The organism is Marilutibacter spongiae (assembly GCF_014145325.1).
In the GTDB taxonomy this organism is placed as follows: Bacteria; Pseudomonadota; Gammaproteobacteria; order Xanthomonadales; family Xanthomonadaceae; genus Marilutibacter; species Marilutibacter spongiae.
In genome coordinates, this window is record NZ_JACHTF010000011.1 from 113,315 (window position 1) to 136,555 (window position 23,241).

Below are 23,241 nucleotides of genomic sequence, written 5' to 3' on the forward strand. Positions count from 1 at the left end.
GGTGACGAACCATTCCGACGGGTCCGACATGACGATGGCCGATGGCTCAGAAATGACCCCGGACGGATTGGCGCGGGCCCTCCGACAGACCCTGTACTGCGACGCAAAGGTCTCGATCTGCTGGACCACGCCCGGCCGCCAGCACGTACGGGCGGCCGGTGCGCCACTGGATGCGGACGAGGTCGAGCGCCTGCTCGACGCGCAGGAGGACCTGGGCGACCCGAGGCGGATCGGCGTGTCCTGGACCGTGGAGGACGGCACCCGCGCGGCGATCGCCGCGACCCTGGGCGAGCCGATGCTGCAGACCGCGCGGGACGTCTGGCAGACCATGGCCAGGCGCCTGGTGGACGCATACCTCGCCGCCGAGCGCGCGCAGGCGCGGGTGGTGTCGCTGGAGAAGTCCGAACGCCTGCAGCAGGCCCTGTACGAGATCGCCGACCTGTCCGGCTCGGACATGGACATGGGCGAGATGCTCCGCCGCATCCATGACGTGGTGCGCGGACTGATGTACGCCGAGAACCTGTACATCGTCCTTTACGACGGCGAGCGCGGGACCATGCGCTTCCTGTACTTCGCCGACAACCACGACGCCTTCCAGGCCGATCCGGAGCTGGAGATCCGGGTCAAGGAAATGCCCAACAGCATGACCATCGCGCTGCTGCACCAGGACGAGGCCCACTACGGCCCTTCCGAGCAGGTGCGGCATCGGCTGGGCGTGCCGCGCGACCCCAACCACGGACCCGACAGCGAGGACTGGCTCGGGGTGCAGATGCGGCGCGAGGGGCAGGTCTGCGGCGCGCTGGTGGTGCAATCCTACGAACGCGCCGACCTGTATGGCGAAGAGGAGCGCGCGCTGCTGCAGTTCGTCGCCCAGCACGTGCTCACCGCGCTCGACCGCCGCCAGGCGCGCGACGAGCTCGAGCGCCGCGTCGAGGAGCGCACGCGGGCCCTGCAGGTGAGCAACCGCGACCTGCAGGCCGAGATCGTCGAGCGCCAGCGCGCCGAGCACCTGCAACGCGCGCTGTTCCGCATCGCCGAGCTGTCGATCACGTCGGAGACGATGGAGCGCTTCTACGCCCAGACCCACGACGTGGTCGGCGAACTCCTCTACGCCCGCAACTTCTACATCGCCATCGTCGACGACGATACCCAGGTGCTGCACTTTCCCTACAGCGTCGACGAACGCGACATGGTCCGCTACAGCCGTCCCTTGGGCGACGGCTTGACCGAGTATGTCATCCGCAAGGGACAGCCCGTGCTGGCCGACGGCGCCCGCCTGGCGCGGCTGGACGCCAGCGGCGAGGCGAAGCTGCATGGCGCGGTGCCGCACTACTGGCTGGGCGTGCCGCTGGTCCACGAAGGCGTGGTCGGCGGCGCGATCGTCGTGCAGAGCTACTCGCCGGCGATCAACTTCACCGAGCGCGACCAGGCCTTGTTGACCTTCGTCGCGCACCACATCAGCAACGGCCTGTCGCGCAAGCGCGCGCAGGATCGCCTGGTGGCCGCGCACGCCGAACTGGAACAGCGCGTTGAGGCCCGCACGCACGAACTTGCGCAAGCCAACGCCGAGCTGCTGGAGCAGATCGGCGAGCGCCTGCGGGCCGAACAGCGCCTGACCTACCAGGCCCGCCACGATGCGCTGACCGGCCTGCCCAACCGCAGCCAGCTGCTCGAGCGACTGGGCATGGCGATCAGCCGGTCGCGGCAATCGCCGGCGTCGCTGTTCGCGGTGCTGTTCCTGGACCTGGACCGGTTCAAGCTGGTCAACGACAGCGCGGGCCACTCGGCCGGCGACGACCTGCTGGTCGAGGCCGGGCGCCGGATCGTTGCCGCGGTGCGCGACGACGACATGGTCGCGCGCCTGGGCGGCGACGAATTCGCCGTGCTGGTGGAGGGTGTCGATTCGCCGGCCGTGGTCGAACAACTGGCCGGGCGCATCCTGGGCGAACTCAGTTCGCCGTGCTGGGTGGCCGGCCGCGAGGTCTTCCCGTCCGCGAGTATCGGCATCGCTTACTGGAACCCGCACTACCGCAACGGCGCCGACCTGCTGCGCGACGCGGACGCGGCCATGTACCGGGCCAAGGCGACCGGTCGCGAGCGCTGGGCGGTATTCGACGAGGCCATGCGCGACCAGGCCGTGCGCATCCTCGACCTGGAGGCCGACCTGCGGCGGGCGATCAACGGCGAGGGCTTCGTGCCGTTCTACCAGCCGATCGTGTCGCTGGACGGCGGCGAGGTGGTCGGCCACGAGGCCCTGCTGCGCTGGCGCCATGAACGGCGAGGCCTGCTGGCGCCCGGCGAGTTCATCGGCCTGGGCGAGGACAGCGGGCTGATCGAAGAGGTCGACTGGATCCTCTACCGGCAGGTGATGAAAGAGCTGGCCGTCGCGCCTGGGGGCAGCTATGTCTCCATCAACGTCTCGCCGCGCCACTTCCGCGGGAACGACTTCGCCGAGCGCCTGTTGCGCCTGATCGACAAGGAGAAGGCCGATCCCGCGCGCCTGCGCATCGAGATCACCGAGGTGGCGCTGCTCGACGACGCCCGCCACGCGATCCAGATGCTCAACCAGCTCCGCGCCCATGGCGTGCTGGCGCAGCTCGACGATTTCGGCACCGGTTTCTCGGCGCTGTCCTACCTGCATCGGTTCCCGATCGAATGCCTGAAGATCGACCGCAGCTTCGTGTCCGGGCTGGACACCGACGAGGAGCACGAGAGCGTCGCCGTGGTCCGCGCGATCCAGGCGCTGGCGGGCACCCTGGGCATCTACACGATCGGCGAGGGCATCGAAACGCCCGAGCAGAGCCGGGTGCTCTACGAGCTGGGCTGCGAACGCGGTCAGGGCTACCTGTACGGCCGGCCGGCCGAGGCGCCGGTCTACCTGCCGCGGATTCCCGGCGGCGAAGCCTGAGCCAGGCGCACCGCGCGTCCCCTGCGGAGCGCGCGGTGCGTTCGGCTTACTCGCTTACTCGTGGCGTGTCGTTCGCTCCGGCCGGGGCCACGACTGTGCGCGCGGTTTCCGCCATCGCGACGAAGTCGCCGCGCTGGCCGGAGCGGTCCTCGCCGCGCGCGCCGCGCGCGGTGGCGAGCATGGCGTCCCAGCCCCAGCCATCGAAGTGCGTGCCGCCGCGCAGCAGATCGGCGAAGGCAGCAACGGAGGCAGCGAAGCGCAGCGAAGGACTCGCGCTGGCGGAGGCGTCCGCGGCGCGGATCGGTGTCTCGATCAGGCGGCTGTCGTCTTCACCCGGCCGCTTGTAGCGCAGGCGCAGGTGGGCGACTTCGTTGCCCAACTGCGGGCTGGGCGCGGCCTTGTCGCCGTAGCGCAACGCCGGCAGGCGCTCGACGCCTGACCCGACGGGGGTGATCTCGTACAGCGCGGTGACCTCGTGCCCGGCGCCGATGTCGCCGGCGTCGACCTGGTCGTTGTCGAAGTCCTCGCGCGCCAGCACGCGGTTCTCGTAGCCCACCAGCCGGTACTCGGCGACGCGCGCGGGGTTGAACTCGACCTGGATCTTGACGTCCCGCGCGATGGTCATCAGGGTCGAGCCCATCTCCTCGACGAGGACCTTGCGCGCTTCGTGCAGGCTGTCGATGTAGGCGTGGTTGCCATCGCCCACGTCGGCCAGGCGCTCGGCCATGGCGTCGTTGTAGTTGCCGCGACCGAAGCCCAGGGTGCTCAGCGCGACGCCGGTGCTGCGCTGGTCGCCGACCAGGGTCTCCAGGGCATCGCGGTCGACGGTGCCGACGTTGAAGTCGCCGTCGGTGGCCAGTATCACCCGGTTCACGCCGTCCTTGACGAAGGCCTGCCGGGCCATCGCATAGGCCAGCTGGATGCCTTCACCGCCATTGGTGCTGCCGCCGGCCGACAGCTGTTCCAGCGCGGCGAGGATCTCGCCCTGGCGATCGCCGGGGGTCGGCGGCAGCACCAGCCCGGCCGAGCCGGCGTAGACCACGATCGAGACGCGATCCTGCGGCCGCAGCTGGCGCGTCAGCATCGAGAAGGCGCGCTTGAGCAGCGGCAGCTTGTCGGGGCTGTTCATCGAACCGGAGGTGTCGATCAGGAAGACCAGGTTCGCGGGCGGCAGCGTCGCCTTCGGCACGTCGTAGCCCTTGATGCCGATCATCAGCAGCTGGCGCTTGGCGTTCCACGGCGCCGGCGCGAGTTCGGTGCTGACCCGGAACGGCACCTCGCGGTTCGCGGGCGCCGGATGGCCGTAGTCGAAGTAGTTCAGGAACTCCTCGGCGCGCACGGCGTTGGCCGGCGGCCGCGTGCCGTCGGCGAGCATGCCGCGCACGTTGGTGTAGCTGCCCGTGTCGACGTCGATCGAGAACGTCGAGACCGGCTCCTCCACCGTGCGGTGGACGGGGTTGTCCTCGAGTCCGGCATAGGTTTCGGTATTGGCCGCCGGCAGTCCATGGGCAGGCTGCGGGGGCATGCTCGCGTACATCGCCGGCGGCGGCGGGGGCGGGGTCATGGGGATGGCCGCGGGCGCGTTGGCCATGCGGCTGCCCGAGACGGCCACGGCGTCGAGTTCGCTCTGCGCGGCCATTGCCGGCGGCGCGCTCTTGCGTTCGGCCACGGCCTGCTCCCTCGCCATGTCGGGTTCGGGGGACTTGGCCTTCTGCGCGCAACCGGCGGCGATACAGAGGGCGGCGATGCCGGCGGCCAGTGCGGTACGGCGGAATGTGCGGTTCATGGAGGTCTCCCGGGCGTCTTGCGTTGAGGTGATGAGTTGAACGCCTGGCGCGGGGGAGTGGGGTTGACCCGGGTGTGATCTCCCTGGACCAGCCCCGCCGAGGCTGGTGCTGGTCCTGCCACGACGCCGGTGCGGGCCGGTGGGGCCCGCGTGGCGTCAGCCGCGGATCACCAACAGGCGCGGCTCGGTCATGTCTTCCATGGCATAGCGGATGCCCTCGCGGCCGAGTCCGGAATCCTTGACCCCGCCATAGGGCATGTTGTCGACGCGGAAGCTGGGGACGTCGCCGACGACCACGCCGCCGACTTCCAGGCGGTCCCAGGCGCGCAGGGCATGGTCGAGGCGGCCAGTGAAGACGCCGGCCTGCAAGCCGAAGTCGCTGTCGTTGACCTCGGCGAGCGCGGCGTCGAAGTCCTCGAAGGGCTCGATGAACGCGACCGGCCCGAACACCTCGCCGCGGTACAGACGGCAATCGTGCGGGACCTTCTCCAGCAGCGCCGCGGGCATCATGTTGCCCGCGCGTTCGCCGCCGGCCAGGCGCTTGGCGCCGCCCTTGCGGGCTTCGGCGATCCAGGCCTCGATGCGCTCGGCCGCCGCTTCGCTGATGACCGGCCCGATGAAGGTGGATTCGTCGCGCGGGTCGCCCATGCGCAGCTTCGATACGGCCGCCTTGAGCTTCTTGCGCAGCTTGTCGTGGATGTCGGCGTGCACGTAGATCCGCTGCACGCTGATGCAGCTCTGCCCGCTCTGGTAGTACGCGCCGAACACCAGGCGCTCGACCACGTGGTCCAGGCTGGCCCCGGGGTCCGCGTCGACGATGCAGGCCGCGTTGCCGCCCAGTTCCAGGGTGACCTTCTTCTTGCCGGCGCGCGCCTTCAGGTCCCAGCCCACCAGGCCACCGGTGAAGCTCAACAGCGCGATGCGCTCGTCCTCGACCAGCTGCGAGGCGTCCTCGTTGGAACAGGGCAGGACCGAGAACGCACCTTTTGGCAGGTCGGTCTCGGCCAGCACCTCGGCGATGATCAGCGCCCCCAGCGGTGTGTCGGCGGCCGGCTTCAGGATGAAGGGGCAGCCGGCGGCGATGGCAGGCGCGACCTTGTGGGCGACGAGGTTGAGCGGGAAGTTGAACGGCGTGATGAAGCTGCACACGCCGACCGGGACCCGCTTGACCATGCCCCGGTAGCCACGCGTGCGCTTCGAGATGCCCAGTTCCAGCACCTCGCCCCCGAGGCGAGTGGATTCATCCGCGGCGATGCGGAAGGTGTCGACCAGGCGCGTGACTTCGCCGCGCGCATCCTTGATCGGCTTGCCGGCTTCGATGCACAGGGTGAGCGCGAGTTCCTCGCTGCGCTCGCTGAAGCGCCGGACGCAATGTTCCAGCACGGCGCGGCGCGTATCGGGCGGGAAGGCCGCCATCGCTTCGCGGGCCTTGTGCGCGGCGACGATCGCCTTGCGCACCGCGTTGGCATCGGCGAAGGCGACGCGCGCCGCACGCTTGCCGCTGTACTTGTCCAGCACCTCCAGTTCGGTGTTGGCGCTGACGGGGCGATTGGCCAGGTAGTAGGGAAAGCGCTTCTTCAAACCAGGACCTCCGAAGCCGGGTAACCGCCGCAGACTATCGCAGCCGCCGTCGCGATGGCGTGGAACTTCTTCCAGCGTGGACGGCACCGGGCATGGCCGCGTCCCGCAGGCGAGCCGCCACGGCATGCGCGCCGTTTTCTCCGAAGTCCGCGTAGCCCGGGTAAGCGAAGCGCACCCGGGGTCGCATGCCAGCCATATGGCGACAGGAGGATGGCTGTAGCGAAGCGATACCCATCGCCTCGCGGTGGCGACGCGGACCTGCGTGTCCTGGATCCAGCCCGGCGGGCACGCCAGGACACTGCGACAGAAGGGGGCCCCGAGTCGGTCGCGCTCGCTAGCGTCCCGGCTCGACGCGCAAGCGCAGTTCGCCGTCGACCAGGCGCGCGTCGAGGGCATCGCCGGGACGCGCGTCCAGGGCGCTGCGCACGACGCGGCCGTCCTCGTGGCGCAGGATGGCGTAGCCGCGCGCCACGGTGGCCAGGGGGCTGACCGCCTCCAGCGAACGGGCCAGCCCGCGCAGTCGCAGGCCTTCCTGGGCCAGGCGGCGGTCGAGCGCGGCGCGCGCGCGCGGAGGGAGCGCATCCAGGCGTTGCTGCAGGCGTTCGATACGGCGCCGAGGGTGACCGCCGCGCAGCGCGATCGAGGCGTGGCGGAGTCGCGCACGCTCACGTTCCAGGCGCTGCGCCCAGGCCGACTGCAGCCGGCGCAGGGCGTCGGCCTGGCGTTGGCGCAGGGCATCCAGTCGTGCCTGCGGGCGCAGCGCGTTGAGCCTCAGCGCCGCACGGTCGCTGCGCTGCATCGCATCACGCAGGCGCTGGGCCTGCTGGCGCTGGATGCGCGTGGCCAGCACGCGCAGGCGCTGGCGCAGGTCGTCCTGGCTGGGCACCAGCAGCTCGGCGGCGACCGAGGGCGTCGGCGCGCGCAGGTCGGCGGCGAAATCCGACAGGCTGAAGTCGACTTCATGGCCGACGGCGCTGACCACCGGCACCTCGCTGTCGGCAACGGCACGGACCAGGGTCTCGTCGTTGAACGCCCACAGGTCTTCCAGCGAGCCGCCGCCCCGGGTCAGCAGGAGCACGTCGTAGCGGCCCGAGGCCGCGGCGCGGCGCAGCATCGCGGTGATCTGCGGGGGCGCTTCGTCGCCCTGCACGGGGACCGGCAAGACCTCGGGTTCGGCGAGCGGGAAGCGCCGCGCCAGGACGCTCAGCACGTCGCGCACCGCCGCGCCGGTCGGCGAGGTGATGATGCCGATGCGTCGCGGGAAGCGGGGCAGGGGGCGCTTGCGGGCGGGGTCGAACAGACCCTCGGCCTCGAGCCGGGCCTTGAGCGCGTCGAAGGCCCGGCGCAGCGCGCCTTCGCCGGCTTCTTCCATGTGGTCGAGCACCATCTGGTACTCGCCGCGGGCTTCGTACAGGGTCAGCCGGCCGCGCACGCGCACGTGCAGGCCCTCGCGCGGCTGGAACTTGAGCCAGCTGGCCTTGGGCCGGAACATCGCGCAGCGCACCTGCGCGCGCGCGTCCTTGAGGGTCAGGTACAGATGCCCCGAGGCCGGCCTGGACACGTTGCCCAGCTCGCCCTCCACCCAGACCAGCGGAAAGCTGTCCTCGATCAGGTTGCGCGCCAGCGCGTTCAGCTGGCTCGGGGTGAGGGTGTCGGGCGTCGTCATGGGAGGGGAACCCTACACCCCGGCGCGGCCCTCGGCCAGCGCGACGACGGCGCCAGCCGGCCGGGCTACCATGCCGGCATCGGATTCGGACGGGGAGCGGCATGCACGACACACCAGCGCGATACGGTCGGGGCGCGAAGACGTTCCCGTGGGTCCTCCTGCTGTTGGCGGGTCTCGCCGCCTGCGGCACGGGCAGCGCCCCCGACGCCGACCGCGCCACCCGCGCGCCGGAGGCGACGGTGGCCTTCGACCGCGTCGAAACACTCGACCTGCCGGCCGGCGCCGTCGCATCGCAGCCGGATCTGGTGGCCACGCCCGACGGCGGCTGGCTGCTCGCCTGGATCGAACCCGGCATGGACGACGCGGGCGAGGGCGCGTCCCGGGGTCACCGGCTCATGTTCAGTCGCGCCGCGGCGGGCGAGGGCGAATGGTCGGTCCCCGGCGCGATCGCGCGGGGCGACAACTGGTTCCTCAACTGGGCCGACACGCCCCACGTACAAGCCCTGCCGGACGGTTCGCTGTGGGCGCACTGGCTGCGCAGCACGGGCTCAAGGCGCATGGATTACGGCATCGACCTGGTGCGCTCCGGCGACGGCGGCGAGACCTGGTCGGCGCCGACCCTGGTCAACCTCGCCGATTCGGCAGGCGACCATGGTTTCGTCAGTTTCTGGCCGCAGGGCCGCGACCGGCTCGGCATCGCGTGGCTGGACAGCCGCCAGAAGGCGGCGGCCATCGCCGCCGGCGAGGCCGAAGCCAGCGACGATCCGCATCACGGCGGGGGTGCGCCGATGATGCTGCGGGCGGCGGTGTTCGACGCGGCCGGCGAGCGCAGCGCGGAATGGCCGTTGGACAGCTCCACCTGCGACTGCTGCACGACCGCCGCGGCCATGACCTCGCGCGGTCCGGTCGTGGTCTACCGTGGCCGCACCGCCGGCGAGATCCGCGACACCCGCCTGGTCCGTTTTGAGAATGGCGCCTGGACCGCGCCCCGCGACGTGCACGCCGACGGCTGGATGATGCCGGGCTGCCCGGTCAACGGCCCGGTCGTGGCCGCGCGCGGCGAGCGCGTCTGGGTCGCCTGGTTCACCCAGGCCGACGGTCCGCCGGAGCTGCGCATCGCACGGTCCGACGACGCCGGCGACAGCTTCGGCGCGCCGCTGACCGTGGCCAGGGGCGAACACGTGCTCGGACGCGCGACGCTGGCGCTGGCCGGCGACGCGCTCCTGGTCGCCTGGCTGGAGGAGACCGACGCGCAGCGGCTGCAATTCGCCCGCTACGGCCTCGACCTCTCGGCCCCACCGACGCGGCGCGAGCTGGCCCGACTGGCGATCCGCGGCCGCGCCAGCGGTCTCCCTCGACTGGCCGTGCAGGGCGACGAGGCCCGGATCGTCTGGACCGACACCGAGGGCGGCAAGCCGGTGCTGCGCGGCTTGCGCCTGCATTGAGTGGCGCAAGCCGCCGGCGGGATGGCGGGCGCTCATCCCCGCCCGGCTACAATGGCGCCATGTCCCGTCCCGCTGCCACGATGAACGCCACGCCGCTGCCCTGCGCCACCCCCGACTTCGGTCCTTCGCCCCGGCGCGATACCCATGGCGTGGCGATTGGACCGGTCCAGGTCGGCGGCGGCGCACCGGTGGTGGTGCAGTCGATGACCAACACCGATACCGCCGACGTCGCCTCCACGGTGAAGCAGGTGGCCGAGCTGTGGCGGGCCGGCTCGGAGATGGTCCGGGTGACGGTGAATACCGTCGAGGCCGCCGCCGCGGTGCCGCGCATCGTCGACAAGCTGGCGATGATGGGGATCGAAGTGCCGATCATCGGCGACTTCCACTACAACGGCCACCAGTTGCTCACCGCCGAACCGGCCTGCGCCGAGGCGCTGGCCAAGTACCGCATCAACCCGGGCAACGTCGGCTTCGGCAAGAAGAAGGACAGCCAGTTCGCGACCTTGATCGAGCTGGCGATCCGGCACGGCAAGCCGGTGCGCATCGGCGCCAACTGGGGTTCGCTCGACCAGGCGCTGGCGACCCGACTGATGGACGAGAACGCCGCGCTCGCGCAACCGCGCGAAGCCGGCGAGGTGCTGCGCGAAGCCCTGATCCGCTCGGCCCTGGATTCCGCCGCGCGCGCCGAGAAGATCGGCCTGGCGGCGGACCGCATCATCCTCAGTGCCAAGGTCAGCGGCGTGCAGGAGCTGATCGCGGTCTACCGCGAACTGGCCCGCCGCGGCCGCTACGCGCTGCACCTGGGCCTGACCGAGGCCGGCATCGGCAGCAAGGGCATCGTCGCCTCCAGCGCCGCGCTGGCGGTGCTGATGCAGGAAGGCATCGGCGACACCATCCGCATCTCGCTGACACCCGAGCCGGGCCAGGCGCGCAGCAACGAGGTCATCGTCGCGCAGGAGCTGCTGCAGACCATGGGCCTGCGCGCGTTCACGCCGATGGTCACCGCCTGCCCGGGCTGCGGCCGCACCACCAGCACCTTCTTCCAGGAGCTTGCGCAGCAGGTCCAGAACCACGTCCGCGCGAAGATGCCCGAATGGAAGGTCACCCACCCGGGCGCGGAGAACCTGACCCTTGCGGTCATGGGCTGCGTGGTCAACGGCCCGGGCGAGTCGCGCCACGCCAACATCGGCATCTCGCTGCCGGGCACCGGCGAAGCGCCCTCGGCGCCGGTGTTCGAGGACGGCGAGAAGACGGTGACCCTGCGCGGCGAGCACATCGCCCGCGAATTCGTCGGGCTCATCGACGACTACGTCGAGCGCAAGTTCGGCGCGCGCGCCTGATCGGCGTGCTCGACGGCGGGCGCTCGGCCGGCGCGCGTCTCGCGATCGCTTCAGGTTCGTCCGGCTAGGCTAGGGCGCATGCCTCCCGAAGACCGGATCCTCCCCAAGACACCGCCGCCCTCCGTCGCCATGCGGATGCTGGCGAGCGCGACCGCGGCCACCGCGCGCTTCATCGGCCGGCATTTCTGGCGACTGACCCTGGTCTTCGTCGGCCTGCTGCTGCCCTTGTGGGGCTTCGCCGAGCTCGCCGACGAGATCCACGAGCGCGAAGCGGTGGCGTTCGACGAGCCGATCCTGCTGGGCCTGCAAACCCTGCATGGCCCGGTGCTCGACCGTTTCTTCGTCTCGGTCAGCCACCTGGGCTACCTCTACGGCGTGGTGCCGTTCGACATCGCGCTGGTGGCCTGGCTGGCGGTGCGCCGGCACCTGCGCGAGGCCATCTTCGCCGGCATCGCGCTCGGCGGTTCGGGCCTGCTCAACCTGGGCACCAAGCTGCTGTTCGCGCGCGAGCGCCCCGACCTGTGGGCCTCGATCGCGCCCGAGCACAACTACAGTTTCCCCAGCGGCCACGCGATGGGCTCGATGACCCTGGCGTGGGTGCTGGTGCTGCTGGCCTGGCACACGCGTGCCCGGTGGTGGGTGGTCGCCGCCAGCTTGGCTTTCGCCTTCCTCGTCGGCCTCTCGCGGCTGTACCTAGGGGTCCATTACCCCACCGACATCCTCGCCGGCTGGGCCGCGGCCAGCCTCTGGGTCGTGTCGACCTACCTGGTGGCCTTCCGGTTCCGCAGGCCCTGGGAGCGGCTTGAGGGGTGAGCGGACGTCGTCGCGGGCCACGTGGCAGGTTCACTCGATTGCACTAGCGCGTGTCCCACCGTGCGAATCCTTCGTGTCGGTCGCGCGGACACGTCGGCTGAAAGCGCCTGGCGCCCGGGAGGAGGAGCGGTCGTGGTGGGCCCGCGCGGGCCGCGCGCGAGGCCACGTCGGCTCAGTCAGGCACCACCGTAGACGGGGGCGGGTTCCTGCACGCGATCGGCGTCTGTCCTGACCCGCGCGCGCAACCATTCGGCGAAACCCGCCTCATCGAGGCTGCCGTCGGCGAGGGCGATCATGCGGAGATATTTCTCTTCGTCGCTGGCGACCAGTTCCGCGCCGTTGAGCTTCAGGAACACGCGATAGCAGACGTGCGCGGTGCGCTTGTTGCCATCGACGAAGGGATGGTTGCGTGCCAACCCATGTGCGAGCGCCGCGGCAAGGGCGGCCAGGTCAGGCGGCGGGTCACCGTAGCTATACGCCTGTATGGGTCGCGCCAGGGCGGATTGCAGCAGGCCCGCATCCCGAACACCGGTGCTGCCGCCGTGCTCGGCGAGTTGCCGCTCATGGATGGCCAGCGCAAGGGCTTCACTGATCCAGACGATCATCCTTGATCCCTCCGTTTACTGGGCGAGCTTGTGAAGGACGGTGCGGTCTTCACGCATGACCTGCTCCGCGACCTCGAGTTGCGCCGCCAACTCCGGGTCGTAGGTCGTCAGACGAACCCCGTCTGGCGTCTCCAGGGCATACAGAGCGTCGCCCTTGTCCAGGCGCAGCCGGGCCAGCAGTTCCTTGGGCAGGATGACGCCGGCGGAATTGCCGATGGTGGTGATCTTGAGCTTCATGGCGGGGCCTCCTTGTTATAACCAATGTTATACCTTGTTCGTCGCCCCGCCAAGCCCGGTCGGCGCCCGTCAGCGGCCGCCACGCCTGAAGTGCGCCACCAACGCGTTCGCATGCCCGTGGCCCAGCCCGTGTTCGGCCTTCAGGAACGCCACCTGCTCCCCGTGCTTGAGCCCCTCGCGGCTGCCCAGCACCTCGAACCAGTGCCCCACCGGCTTCCCGTAGGTCTTCTCGATGGACGGGAAGTACGAAGCCGGATCCTTGACCTTCTCGACGGTGCTCATGGTGTTTTCCTCGATCGACGCGGCGGGTCGCCGCCCATGCCCCAGCGACGGTCCAGGCCTTTCGGATTCGACATCGGGCTGCTCCACGCGTCGGGACGACAAGCAAACCACTGCGTTCGAGAGGGCCGCTCGAGCCCGGGTGCACGATGGTTCAATCGCGCACGGCACGCTTTCACGGCCTGTAGTCCACCAGGCCGGGTGGTACCGGATCGGCGTTGGACAGTTCCTTGATGGCGTAGCCAAGCGCTTCAAGGCGGGCAGCCATGCCCTGGTGCATAAGGATGTCGCGGGCAGGGAGGGTGGTGAAGACGGTGTCGTATCGGGAGAGTGCATCGTCCAGCGCTTTCAACCACGCGGTGTCCCTCATTTGATAGGGGGCGGGTACGCCGGTGGCCGTGGCGATCGCCTCATTGGTCAGTTCTGCCCAGCACTGATGGATCGGCGTATAGAGCGCTTCCGCGTTGCGGTAGCGCTCCAGATCGCCGGCGGCCCATGCATCAGCCGCCCCGGGTGAGAACTCCAGGTAAGCCTCGAGATGCTCGAGTGTCTGCTCCAGGCATTCCACGTCGCGCGCCGGGTTGACCTCGAAGGCCTTGGCGGCGAGCCTGCGGTTTCCAACTGGAATCGCATAGCGGGCATCGACCCGCTTGCGACCCGTTGCTTCCAGGGCATCAGCCAGCAGCTTGCCGACGACGGGTTCATCGCTGAGCCCATGCTGCGCCATGGCAGCGCGGTACAGTTCGAACGCGGCGTACATGGGACGAAGCTTCTCGACGCCGCTGTCGTTCCCGATGTACTTCTGCTTGAGGGACTGCCAGTGTGCGTAGCTCTGCGAGGGCAATACCTGGTCGAGCGTTCGACCGTCAGGATTTCGCCTTGCTTTTCGTATTGCGGACCATAGGGTGATCCCTTGCATGATTCCGCCGCTATCGCCGGCCAGGATGCCGGGAGCGGTCAGGGCGATGTCGGATTCGGCGATGTAGCGCTGGATCGTATCGCTGACGAGGACGGCATCTCGTGGCAAAGGCGCCTGAGTGCCCAGGACGATGATCCGCCGGGCGCCGCGAGTGAAAAGCCACAGCGGCGGCGACTGGCTTGGCGTTACGGTGACGGCGTCCAGCAGGGGGGGAGCCGCGGCGGAAGAAGAGGGAGCGGCCAGGGCATCCTCGGACCTTGCCCGCGGATTGGTGACTCCAGGGAAGACCATCGCTGCCAGGCAGCAGGCAAACCACGCTTTGCGCAGGAGCATTTCAAACATTCCTTGTTTGGCTTGTTCCGGGTTCCACGTACTTTCCCGGACTGGCAAATTTACCCGAAGACGCTGGTGGTATGCGGTGATGCTGGCTCTGGCGGGTATGGCCGCCAGTCTCATCAGTCATTTCTTCCGCGCGCTAGCGGTGAGTGTTGGGACGATCCGGTGTTAGCGGTGTAGGGATCAGGCCAGAAGCGCCCGCTGGCGCAGCTAGCAGGGGCATGCTACGGTATGCATCGCAAATGCAATGCATGAGGATGCCGCCGTGAAAACCGCCACCCTGCCGCCGCTGCGCGTTTCCCCCGAACTGCGTCAGGCCGCGGAGGCTGCGCTGCGCGAAGGCGAGAGTCTGTCCAGCCTGATGGAGCAATCCCTGCGCGATGAGGTCAATCGCCGCCGCATGCAGGCCGAGTTCATTGCCCGCGGCCTCGCCGCGCGCGATGAGTCCAAACGCACCGGCGTTTATTTCAGCAAGGAGGAATCGCTTGCGGCACTCGATGCCGTCCTTGCCCATCACAAACCCGGCACCCGGTGAGTTTCAACGTCCGGATCAGCAAGGCGGCGCAGGACGATCTGCAACGTCTGCTGGATTTTCTGGCTCAGGTGGACTATCCCGCAGCGTTGCTGGCGCGCGCAGCGATCGAGCGTGGCTACGAATTTCTTGAGGAAATGCCGTTTGCCTGCCGCAAGGCGGACCGCGCGGATGCCTTTCTGCGCGAACTGGTCATCCCCTTCGGCGAGGCTGGCTACGTCGCTCTGTTCGAAGTCGAAGATTCCCGGACGGTCACGGTGCTGGCGGTTCGGCACCAGCGGGAAGATGACTACCACTGAGTTGGCGCGGGTGAGGAAGGCGTGCCTTCTTTTGCTCATTTCGTTAACGGCACCGCCTCCCAACCTGTCAGGCTTCGCCATCCAGGACCGGCCCTCAAGCGCGGCTTTCGGGCGTTGAGCTGCGCATGAGCCAGTGGCTCATGGACGCGCCGCTCCACCCCCTTTCGCTTCGCGAAAGGGGAGGAGACAAGCTGGCGCTTCCTTACTTGCCTCTCGCTTCGCGCAAGCGGGAGGGCGGGAAGACGCCTCAATACCCCGGCTTCGCCCCCTCCACCGGGGCCTGCGTAGCGGCGCGTCTTGCGAGGACGGCTTCGCGGTGGGCGATGTAAGCGTTGGCGGCGAAGATGACGATGGCGCCGGCGAGGGTCCAGTGGTCGACGCCCTGGTCGAACAGCACCCAGCCCAGGATGGCGACGATGGGCAGCTGCATGAAGCTGATCGGGGTGAGGGCGGAGACGTCGCCGAGCTTGAGGGCGCGGGTCCAGAGCATGTGGCCGGCGGTGCCGAAGATGCCGGCGCAGATCGCCCACAGCCAGGTGATGCCCTGCGGCCACTCCCAGACGAAGAGGGCGGGGACGAGGGACATCGGCACCCACAGCAGGGTGGTGTAGATGACGATGCGGTCGGCCGGTTCGCTCTTGGACAGCTGCTTGATCTGGATGGCGACCAGGCCGCTGAGCACGGCCGCGGCGAGGGCGATCAGGGTGCCGGTGGTGAAGCCGTCGGTGCCAGGGCGGACGATCAGCAGCACGCCCAGGAAGCCGACCGCGACCGCGGCCCAGCGCCGCATGCGCACCTGCTCGCCCAGCCAGAACACCGCGAAAATGGTGACGAACAGCGGCGAGGAATACGACAGCGACACCGCCTGCGCGAGCGGCAGGTGACCGATCGCCCAGAAGCCGCAGAACATCGAGACCACGCCGACCAGGCAGCGGAACAGGTAGCGCGGCAGCTGGTTGGTCCTGAGGATGCCGGCGCCGTGGCGGATCAGCAGCGGCGCGGTGGCGAGCATGCCGAAGAAGTTGCGGAAAAACGCGACTTCGAAGGTGTGCAGGGTCTCCGAGGCCAGGCGGATCATGATGACCATGAACGCGAACATGACGGTGCTGCCCAGCATCAGCAGTGCGGCGCGGCCGTGGGTGGTCATCGGGTCGGGTTACCTGTCTTGGAAAAGAATGGATGCGGGGACGCGATGCCGGCGCCGCCCATGGGGATGCGGGACATCGCGTCCTGGGGGCATGCGGCGTGAGGCGGTGGCCGTCGGCCTTGGAGGCCGCGAGGGGACGTGGTGCGGGCGGCGCGCGCGATTACCACGATGCGCCGACAATGCGGGGTTCGGGTTCGAGGGCGACGCCGAAGCGCGCGTGGACGGAATCGGCGACGCGGCGGGCGAGGTCGAAAAGCTCCTGGCCGCTGGCCTGGCCGTGGTTCACCAGCACCAGTGCGTGGCTGGCGGCGATGCCGGCGTCGCCGGAGCCGTGGCTGTCGCGGTGTCCCTTCCAGCCACAGGCATCGATCAGCCATGCGGCCGAGAGCTTGCGGCGGTCGCTTGCATCCCCAGGGAACATGGGCAGGCCCGGGTGCGCCTGGCCCAGTGCCTCGGCCTGGGCCGCCGGGACGATGGGGTTCTTGAAGAAACTGCCGGCATTGCCGAGCACGGCGGGGTCGGGCAGCTTGCGGCGACGGATCGCGATGACGGCCGCGGCGACATCGCGCGCGTCGGGCGCGGTGATGCCCATGGCGGCCAGTTCCTCGCTGATGCCCGCGTAGCCCATGCGCGGCGCGGCGCGGCGGGGCAGGGCGAACTCGACGGCGGTGACGATGTAGCGGTCGCGCTCGCGCTTGAACACGCTGTCGCGGTAGGCAAACGCGCAGTCGGCCGCGGACAGGCGCAGGAAACGGCCGGTGGCCGGTTCCCAGGCTTCGACCGCGTGCACGAACTCGCGCACCTCGACCCCGTACGCGCCGATGTTCTGGATCGGCGCGGCGCCGACCGTGCCGGGGATCAGGGCCAGGTTCTCCAGTCCGTCGAGGCCGCGCGCCAGGGTCTCCATGACGAAGTCGTGCCAGCCGGCGCCGGCGTCCACGCGCAGGAAGGCGCGTTCGTCGTCTTCGCCGATCGTCTCGATGCGGGTCCCGGTGAGGGCAAGCAGCGGCACCTGCGGGTCGGCGACGAACAGCAGGTTGCTGCCGCCGCCGAGCACGATCGGCGGGCCGCTGTCGGGCAGTCCGGCGAGGGCATCGGGCAGGGCGCGGGCGTCGTCGACCTCGACCAGCCAGGCGGCACGCGCGGGCACGCCGAAGGTGTTGCGGGCGCGCAGCGGCGCATCGCGCAGGACGGTGGGCGGGGACGGCGGGCTCACGACGCGGCGGTCACGGCTTGGGACGCAGCGGATCGCTGCTCGGGGCTTCCTTGCGGCGGCGCATGGCCTCGACGCAATCGTGCACCAGCGACGGCCCGCGATAGACCAGGCCGCTGTAGAGCTGCACCAGGGTGGCGCCGGCCGAGGTCTTGGTGACCGCGTCGGCGCCGCTGAGGATGCCGCCCACGCCGATCAGCGGGATCGACTCGGGCAGGCGGGTGCGCATCATGCGCAACACGGTGGTGGCCTGGCCCATCAGCGGCCGGCCGGACAGGCCGCCGGTCTCGTTGGCGTGCTTCTGGCCCTCGACCGCGGTCCGCGAGACGGTGGTGTTGGTGGCGATGACGCCGTCGACCTCCAGCTCGGTCAGCACGCGCGCGCAGGCGTCGATGTCGGCGTCGGTGAGGTCCGGGGCGATCTTGACCAGCATCGGCACGCGGCGGCCGTGCTTGGCGCCCAGGCGCTCCTGTTCCTCGCGCAGGATGCTGACCAGCCGCCGCAGCTGCTGTTCTTCCTGCAGCTCGCGCAGGCCGGCGGTGTTGGGCGAGGAGATGTTGACCGTCACGTAGTCGGCCAGCGGGTAGACCCGCGACAGGCCGTACATGTAGTCGCCCTCGGCGATCTCGTTGGGCGTGGCTTTGTTCTTGCCGATGTTGATGCCCAGCAGGCCCTTGCCGCGGTTGCGCGACTGCTCGACGTTGCGCACCAGCACGTCCACGCCCAGGTTGTTGAAGCCCAGGCGGTTGATGATGCCGCGCTGGCGGGGCAGGCGGAACATGCGCGGTTTGGGGTTGCCCTCCTGGGCGCGCGGGGTGACGGTACCGATCTCGACGAAGCCGAAGCCCAGGTCGAACAGGGCGTCGATGTGCTCGCCGTTCTTGTCCAGGCCGGCGGCGAGGCCGACCGGGTTGGGGAATTCCAGGCCGAAGGCGCGGGTGGGCAGGGGCGCCGGCCGCCGGGCGACCAGGCGGGTCATGCCGGCCCGGTGCAGCGAGTCCAGTGATCGCAGGGTCAGGTCATGCGCCCGTTCGGGATCGAGTCTGAACAGCAGCGGACGTGCGAGCGCGTACATCGACGGGGGAGTCTCCTGGGCGATGCGGCCGGGAGGGGTCGCAGGTCCGGTGCGGATGCCGCCGACACGACCCCTTCGGGCGGCCCGCCGGTGTCGCTGGCGGCCATTCCGGTGGGGATCGGGTCGACGTACCCATTGTGCCTGAGCGCCACCGATATGGGGACGCCCGGAAGGCGGCCGCCGTCGAAGCGGCCGACCGGGCAAGGCGGTCGGGGCCGGACGGGCCGGCCCCGGGTCGATCATGGGTAGATCATGGGTCGATCAGAGGTCGAACTTGATGCCCTGGGCCAGCGGCAGCGCGTCGGAGTAGTTGATCGTGTTGGTCTGGCGGCGCATGTAGGCCTTCCAGGCGTCGGAGCCGGACTCGCGGCCGCCGCCGGTTTCCTTCTCGCCGCCGAAGGCGCCGCCGATCTCCGCGCCCGAGGTGCCGATGTTGACATTGGCGATGCCGCAGTCCGAACCGGCCGCCGACAGGAAGGCCTCGGCGGCCTTCAGGCTCTCGGTGAAGATCGCCGACGACAGGCCCTGCGGCACCGCGTTCTGCAGGGCGAGGGCTTCGTCGAGCTTGCTGAACTTCATCACGTACAGGATCGGCGCGAAGGTCTCGTGCTGGACGATCTCCGCGTCGTTGTCCAGGCCGGTGACGATGGTCGGCAGGACGAAGTTGCCGGCGCGGTCGATCTTTGCGCCGCCGGTCTCGATGGTGCCGCCGGCGGCCTTGGCCGCTTCGATGGCGTCGAGGTAGGCATCGACGGCATCGCTACTGTTGAGCGGACCCATCAGGTTGGCCGGGTCGGTCGGGTCGCCGATCTTGCCTTCGACCTGCTTGTAGGCGCCGACCAGCTTGGCCAGCACGTCGTCGTAGATGGCCTCGTGGATGAAGGCGCGGCGGGTGCTGGTGCAGCGCTGGCCGGCGGTGCCGACCGCGCCGAACACGATCGCCGGGATCGCCAGCTTCAGGTCGGCGCTCTGGTCGACGATCATCGCGTTGTTGCCGCCCAGCTCCAGCAGCGAGCGGCCCATGCGGCGCGCGACGCGCTCGCCGACGGTGCGGCCGACGCGGGTGCTGCCGGTGAAGCTGACCAGGGCAATGCGCTTGTCGTCGACGAAGTGCTGCGCCAGCTCGGTGCCGCCGTCGTTGAACAGGAAGAAGATGTCCGGGAAGCCGGCCTTCTTCAGCGCCTCGTTGCAGATCTTCATCGAGGCGATCGCCGACAGCGGGGTCTTGGGCGAGGGCTTCCAGATGCAGATGTCGCCGCAGACGCCGGCCACGAAGGCGTTCCAGGCCCAGACCGCGACCGGGAAGTTGAAGGCCGAGATGATGCCGACCAGGCCCAGCGGGTGCCACTGCTCGTACATGCGGTGGCCGGGGCGCTCGGAATGCATGGTCAGGCCGTAGAGCTGGCGCGACAGGCCGACGGCGAACTCGCCGATGTCGATCATCTCCTGCACTTCGCCGTCGCCCTCGGGCTTGGACTTGCCCATCTCGAGCGCGACCAGCGAGCCCAGCGCGTCCTTGTTCTCGCGCAGCGCCTCGGCGCACAGGCGGATGGCTTCGCCGCGGCGCGGGGCGGGAGTGGTGCGCCAGACCTTGAAGGCGGCCTCGGCGCGCTCGACGATGGTGTCGTAGTCGGCCTTCGAGGACGCCTGCACCTTCGCCAGCACCGTGCCATCGGTCGGGTTGATCGGCTCGAGCACGCCGGCATCGGCGGTCTTCGACCACTCGCCGTTGCCCAGGTAGGTGCCGGATTCGTTGCCGCTCAGGCCAAGTGCGGAAAGGACGGGATGGGTCATGGAAACTCCTGTGGTTCGAATGGCCGGCCGCGGGGCGACGGTGGGGCTGTCGCCGCAAGCGGGCGCGGAGAAGGCGCGGCTGCGCCTGGAACATGGCGACCCCGGCACGATTCGAACGTGCGACCTTCCCCTTAGGAGGGGGACGCTCTATCCAGCTGAGCTACGGGGCCGAAGCCGCCTATTTTCGCATGAACCGGGCGGGCGACGGAAATCGGCCGCCGCGGGCCTCATTTGCCAAGGATCTCCAGGATGCCCAGGGCCATCCGGCGCCGGCTGGGCGACAGGCGCCGGAACTGGGTCAGGGCCTGGCTCTCGTCGGCATCGCGGGCGAAATCGTCGACGATCACGGCCGGATCGGCCTCGACCTCGTCGCAGCGCGACGGGCCACGGCCGCTCGCCAGCCATTCGAAATTGACACCGGTCTCCAGCGCGAGTTTGATCAGGTGCTCGACGCTGGGCGTGGTGCCGGCGGCCTGTTCCCACTGGGTCACCGCGCTGCGCTTGACGCCGATGCGTCGCGCCAGTTCGGCCTGCGACAGCGTGGCCATGACCCGTGCCTTGCGTACCCTCAGCGACAATGCACTCACGTGGTGTCCTTTCGTCATCCCTGCAAGGCGGCGCGCAGATGGCGCACCGTGCTTACCGGTAAGCGATTCTTGCGTGATCTTGCCCGCTATCGCTGACCGTCCGGCGGATATCCCTGTCGAGCTTGCCCTGAAAGCGAACGGACAGTGCTACTTGCGCAGGCCAATCCGTGACCGCCCTTCCAAGTCGCGCGCGAATATGCGAAACAGGTCGCCCGCTCGAACGCGCTTGCCGCGGACCGGCGGTCCAGGCTACCCGGCATGATGCCGAACGCGTCCAGCAGGAGCGATGCGTTGCGCGCGACCGGGCAGGCCATCGGGTTCCGGCCGGGGGGCGGACGCGCTACGCGCCTTGTGGGAGCAAATACGGAATGCTCAGGATCTGCCTGTTCGGTTCGTTGTCCGTCGCCCACGGCGAGGGCGGGTCCGGGGCGCGCAGCCTGGCGGGGCGTTGCGGCAGCCTGCTGGCCTACCTCGCGCTGGGACATGGACGCTACTTCAGTCGCTCGGAACTGCAATCGAGCCTGTGGTCGGAGCGCTCGGCGTCGTCCAGCCCGGGCTCGTTCAACACCGCGCTCTGGCGGTTGCGGCGCCTGGTGGAAACGCCACCGCTGAAGCCGGGCGACCTGATCGTCTGCGATCGCCGCGGGGCCATCGGCCTGAATGGTCCGGCCGGCGTCTGGCTCGATGTCGAAGAGTTCGAGCGGCTGGTCGCGCCCGGCCTGGAAAAACCGCCCGAACGCCTCACCGACGCGGACATCGACGGCCTGCGCCGGGGCGTGGAGCTCTACACCTCGGACATCCTGCTCGACCTGTCCGACGACTGGGCACTGCGCGAGCGCGAGAAGCACCGTCGCAACCACCTCAACGCGCTGGGCCGGCTTATGCAGCTGGCCACCATCCGGCGCGACCATGCCGAGGCGATCCGCCACGGCCAGGCCATCCTCGACCACGACGCCCTGCGCGAGGACGTGCATCGCGAGCTGATGCAGCTGTTCGTGCTCAGCGGCCAGCGTGCCCAGGCGCTGCAGCAGTTCGAAGCCTGCCGGGAACTGCTCCGGCGGGAGCTCGCGATCCAGCCGATGCGCGAGACGATGGCGGTCTACCAGCAGATCGCCGAAAGCGCGATCGGACCGTCCAGGGCGCTGCCGCCGTCGATGCCGCCGCCTTCTCCATCGATGCCGCCGGTTCCGACGCAGGACCCGTCGCCACGGGCCATGGCCGGTGAAGCGCCGCCGCGCCCGCTTGTCGGCCCGCCGCATGCGTGCGAGCTGATCGACGCGGCGCGCAAGCAACTCGCCGCCGCCGACGCGCAGCTGCAACTGAGCCTGCGCCTGATGCGCCAGTAGCCAACGCGCTTCGCCGCGCTTGCCATGCATGCTCGACGGGCGGTGCCTGGGGCGGGACCGCTTTGACGCGCGCACTCGACGGGCGGTCACCGTCGCATCACCGCTGCATCACGGGACGGCAGGAAGGGGTGGCGATGCGGTGACCCGACGGTGATGCGGCGGTGACGCGGGGGTGACGCGGGGGTGAGCGGACAGGCGCAGTCTCGATCCCGGCCTCACTGCTTGGACGACCCGTCATGGCATTGCTCGAGGATCGAAGCGCCGCCTTCATCGTACGCGTCTGGAACGAACGCCGGGACGCCGATGCCGTGGCGGCCGAATGGCGGGGCTCCGTCGAGCACGTGCAGTCCGGCCAGCGCACCTTCTTCCGCCACCTGGAGACGGTGGTGGACTTCATGAAACCGCATCTGGAAGGCATCGGCATCGATGCCCAGCAGCGCTTCTGGGAGCGCATCTCCAACGTCATCCAGGACGCAGGCGACGCCCCTGTCGCGCTGTCGCTGGAGGGCGGCGCGCGCACCCCGCCAGCGAGTCAGGGCGGCGAGCGGCCGCGCCGCCATCCCGCCACGCCCCCCAAGTGAGCCGTCCAAGGAGTTCAGTCATGGCACTCATTCGAGCCAACCGCGAATCGATCGACGATCGTTTCAGCGTGCTGGGCTTCACCGTCCGCACCGACCTGCCCCTGTTCGAGATCGGCCTGGCGACCGATCCGGAACTGCTGAAGGCCGAGAACCGTTCGCACCGGACCACGCGGAACTTCTTCTCCACCCGCCTGCTGGCCGCCGGCGGCGACGGGCGCACCGCGCCGGGCGGCCGCGAGGCCGTCTACCTGGTGCCCCCGGCGGTGGTCGCGCGCTTCGTCGGCCAGCCGCGCCTGTACTTCGGCGTGGCGACCTACCAGGACAAGGACCGCAACCGGCCGATCTCGGTCAAGGCCCCCGATGCCGGGCACATGTACGTGAGCCTGTCCGGACTCACCGAGCGCGGCCTGCGCCGTACCCTGGGCGCCAACGGGCAGGGCGGCAACGGCCATGCGCTGGTCTGGGGCGGCGACGCGCTCGCGCCCGCGACGAACGGGGCCGGGGGCCGCAACGGCGCGACGAACGGCAACGGCCATTCGAACGGCAACGCCGACACGCACGCGGCGGCACCCTACAGCGATGGCTACTCAGACGATCTGTGGGAGCAGGGCGCCGGCGGCGCGGCGCCGGCACCGGAGGCGGGCGCTGCCCGACCCAACGGGCATGCGAGCCCGGCGACCGACGGCGCCAGCCCCGCGACCGGGCCCGATGCGGGCGCCGGCGCCCCGCCGGCGACGGCACAGGCCTGGCGC

20 protein-coding genes, 1 tRNA gene and 1 pseudogene are annotated in these 23,241 nt (G+C 69.8%); 9 read left to right on the top strand and 13 right to left on the bottom strand.

The features are described from left to right. Window positions 1-52 precede the first annotated feature (52 nt). Window positions 53-2,908, top strand: coding sequence for an EAL domain-containing protein (locus H4F98_RS11325; protein WP_182687765.1), 2,856 nt, complete (start codon window positions 53-55; stop codon window positions 2,906-2,908). Between the two features lie 46 nt (window positions 2,909-2,954). Here the strand turns inward: H4F98_RS11325 and H4F98_RS11330 are convergent, their stop codons facing one another. The 3 genes from H4F98_RS11330 to xseA all read right to left on the bottom strand — a co-directional run bounded on the left by H4F98_RS11330 (window position 2,955) and on the right by xseA (window position 7,941). Then, window positions 2,955-4,694, bottom strand: coding sequence for a YfbK domain-containing protein (locus H4F98_RS11330; protein WP_182687718.1), 1,740 nt, complete (start codon window positions 4,692-4,694; stop codon window positions 2,955-2,957). 156 nt (window positions 4,695-4,850) lie between these two features. Next, a complete protein-coding gene (locus H4F98_RS11335; RefSeq protein ID WP_246373117.1) occupies window positions 4,851-6,275 on the bottom strand; it encodes an aldehyde dehydrogenase family protein in 1,425 nt (474 codons plus the stop codon). A gap of 334 nt (window positions 6,276-6,609) precedes the next feature. Beyond that, the gene (gene xseA, locus H4F98_RS11340) at window positions 6,610-7,941 is read right to left on the bottom strand and encodes an exodeoxyribonuclease VII large subunit (protein ID WP_182687722.1); all 1,332 of its coding nucleotides are present in this window, start codon (window positions 7,939-7,941) and stop codon (window positions 6,610-6,612) included. A 101-nt stretch (window positions 7,942-8,042) separates the two neighbouring features. Here xseA and H4F98_RS11345 point away from each other — a divergent pair, with 101 nt between their 5' ends. The 3 genes from H4F98_RS11345 to H4F98_RS11355 all read left to right on the top strand — a co-directional run bounded on the left by H4F98_RS11345 (window position 8,043) and on the right by H4F98_RS11355 (window position 11,539). Continuing rightward, the gene (locus tag H4F98_RS11345) at window positions 8,043-9,386 is read left to right on the top strand and encodes a sialidase family protein (RefSeq protein ID WP_182687724.1); all 1,344 of its coding nucleotides are present in this window, start codon (window positions 8,043-8,045) and stop codon (window positions 9,384-9,386) included. A gap of 80 nt (window positions 9,387-9,466) precedes the next feature. After that, complete coding sequence (ispG, locus tag H4F98_RS11350) at window positions 9,467-10,726, top strand: flavodoxin-dependent (E)-4-hydroxy-3-methylbut-2-enyl-diphosphate synthase (protein WP_182687766.1); 1,260 nt, start codon at window positions 9,467-9,469, stop codon at window positions 10,724-10,726. Window positions 10,727-10,804: 78 nt separating this feature from the next. Further along, on the top strand, window positions 10,805-11,539 hold the full coding sequence (locus tag H4F98_RS11355; protein ID WP_246373119.1) for a phosphatase PAP2 family protein: 735 nt from the start codon (window positions 10,805-10,807) through the stop codon (window positions 11,537-11,539). Between the two features lie 176 nt (window positions 11,540-11,715). On the opposite strand, the gene H4F98_RS11360 is transcribed toward H4F98_RS11355, so the two are convergent. From H4F98_RS11360 to H4F98_RS11375, 4 genes are all read right to left on the bottom strand, one after another. Continuing rightward, window positions 11,716-12,144, bottom strand: a complete 429-nt coding sequence (locus H4F98_RS11360) for a type II toxin-antitoxin system death-on-curing family toxin (RefSeq protein ID WP_182687726.1) — start codon at window positions 12,142-12,144, stop codon at window positions 11,716-11,718. A 15-nt stretch (window positions 12,145-12,159) separates the two neighbouring features. After that, complete coding sequence (locus H4F98_RS11365; protein WP_182687728.1) at window positions 12,160-12,381, bottom strand: AbrB/MazE/SpoVT family DNA-binding domain-containing protein; 222 nt, start codon at window positions 12,379-12,381, stop codon at window positions 12,160-12,162. 69 nt (window positions 12,382-12,450) lie between these two features. Then, window positions 12,451-12,663, bottom strand: coding sequence for a DUF4287 domain-containing protein (locus tag H4F98_RS11370; RefSeq protein ID WP_182687730.1), 213 nt, complete (start codon window positions 12,661-12,663; stop codon window positions 12,451-12,453). Between the two features lie 172 nt (window positions 12,664-12,835). Beyond that, entirely contained in the window at window positions 12,836-13,912 is a 1,077-nt protein-coding gene (locus H4F98_RS11375) for a TraB/GumN family protein (RefSeq protein ID WP_182687732.1), read from the bottom strand. Between the two features lie 268 nt (window positions 13,913-14,180). On the opposite strand from H4F98_RS11375, the gene H4F98_RS11380 reads away from it, so the two are divergent. Then, entirely contained in the window at window positions 14,181-14,450 is a 270-nt protein-coding gene (locus H4F98_RS11380; protein WP_182687734.1) for a YlcI/YnfO family protein, read from the top strand. Further along, a complete protein-coding gene (locus H4F98_RS11385; RefSeq protein WP_182687736.1) occupies window positions 14,447-14,746 on the top strand; it encodes a type II toxin-antitoxin system RelE/ParE family toxin in 300 nt (99 codons plus the stop codon). The genes H4F98_RS11380 and H4F98_RS11385 overlap by 4 nt, the downstream gene beginning before the upstream one ends. A 247-nt stretch (window positions 14,747-14,993) precedes the next feature. Here the strand turns inward: H4F98_RS11385 and H4F98_RS11390 are convergent, their stop codons facing one another. From H4F98_RS11390 to H4F98_RS11415, 6 genes are all read right to left on the bottom strand, one after another. Beyond that, entirely contained in the window at window positions 14,994-15,893 is a 900-nt protein-coding gene (locus H4F98_RS11390) for a DMT family transporter (RefSeq protein WP_246373121.1), read from the bottom strand. A gap of 160 nt (window positions 15,894-16,053) precedes the next feature. Beyond that, on the bottom strand, window positions 16,054-17,109 hold the full coding sequence (gene murB, locus H4F98_RS11395) for a UDP-N-acetylmuramate dehydrogenase (protein WP_182687738.1): 1,056 nt from the start codon (window positions 17,107-17,109) through the stop codon (window positions 16,054-16,056). Between the two features lie 10 nt (window positions 17,110-17,119). Continuing rightward, window positions 17,120-18,181 (bottom strand): quinone-dependent dihydroorotate dehydrogenase, encoded by a 1,062-nt coding sequence (locus H4F98_RS11400; protein ID WP_182687740.1) that lies wholly within the window; start codon window positions 18,179-18,181, stop codon window positions 17,120-17,122. Between the two features lie 261 nt (window positions 18,182-18,442). Further along, entirely contained in the window at window positions 18,443-19,975 is a 1,533-nt protein-coding gene (amaB, locus tag H4F98_RS11405; protein WP_182687742.1) for an L-piperidine-6-carboxylate dehydrogenase, read from the bottom strand. Between the two features lie 93 nt (window positions 19,976-20,068). Then, window positions 20,069-20,145: transfer RNA gene (locus H4F98_RS11410), tRNA-Arg, on the bottom strand. Window positions 20,146-20,202: 57 nt separating this feature from the next. Next, window positions 20,203-20,562, bottom strand: a complete 360-nt coding sequence (locus tag H4F98_RS11415; RefSeq protein WP_182687744.1) for a helix-turn-helix domain-containing protein — start codon at window positions 20,560-20,562, stop codon at window positions 20,203-20,205. A gap of 368 nt (window positions 20,563-20,930) precedes the next feature. Here H4F98_RS11415 and H4F98_RS11420 point away from each other — a divergent pair, with 368 nt between their 5' ends. From H4F98_RS11420 to H4F98_RS11430, 3 genes and pseudogenes are all read left to right on the top strand, one after another. Continuing rightward, on the top strand, window positions 20,931-21,908 hold the full coding sequence (locus H4F98_RS11420) for an AfsR/SARP family transcriptional regulator (RefSeq protein ID WP_182687746.1): 978 nt from the start codon (window positions 20,931-20,933) through the stop codon (window positions 21,906-21,908). A 236-nt stretch (window positions 21,909-22,144) separates the two neighbouring features. Next, window positions 22,145-22,489, top strand: a complete 345-nt coding sequence (locus tag H4F98_RS11425) for a hypothetical protein (protein WP_182687748.1) — start codon at window positions 22,145-22,147, stop codon at window positions 22,487-22,489. A 20-nt stretch (window positions 22,490-22,509) separates the two neighbouring features. Further along, a pseudogene (locus H4F98_RS11430) lies at window positions 22,510-23,241 on the top strand (hypothetical protein); the annotation flags it as partial.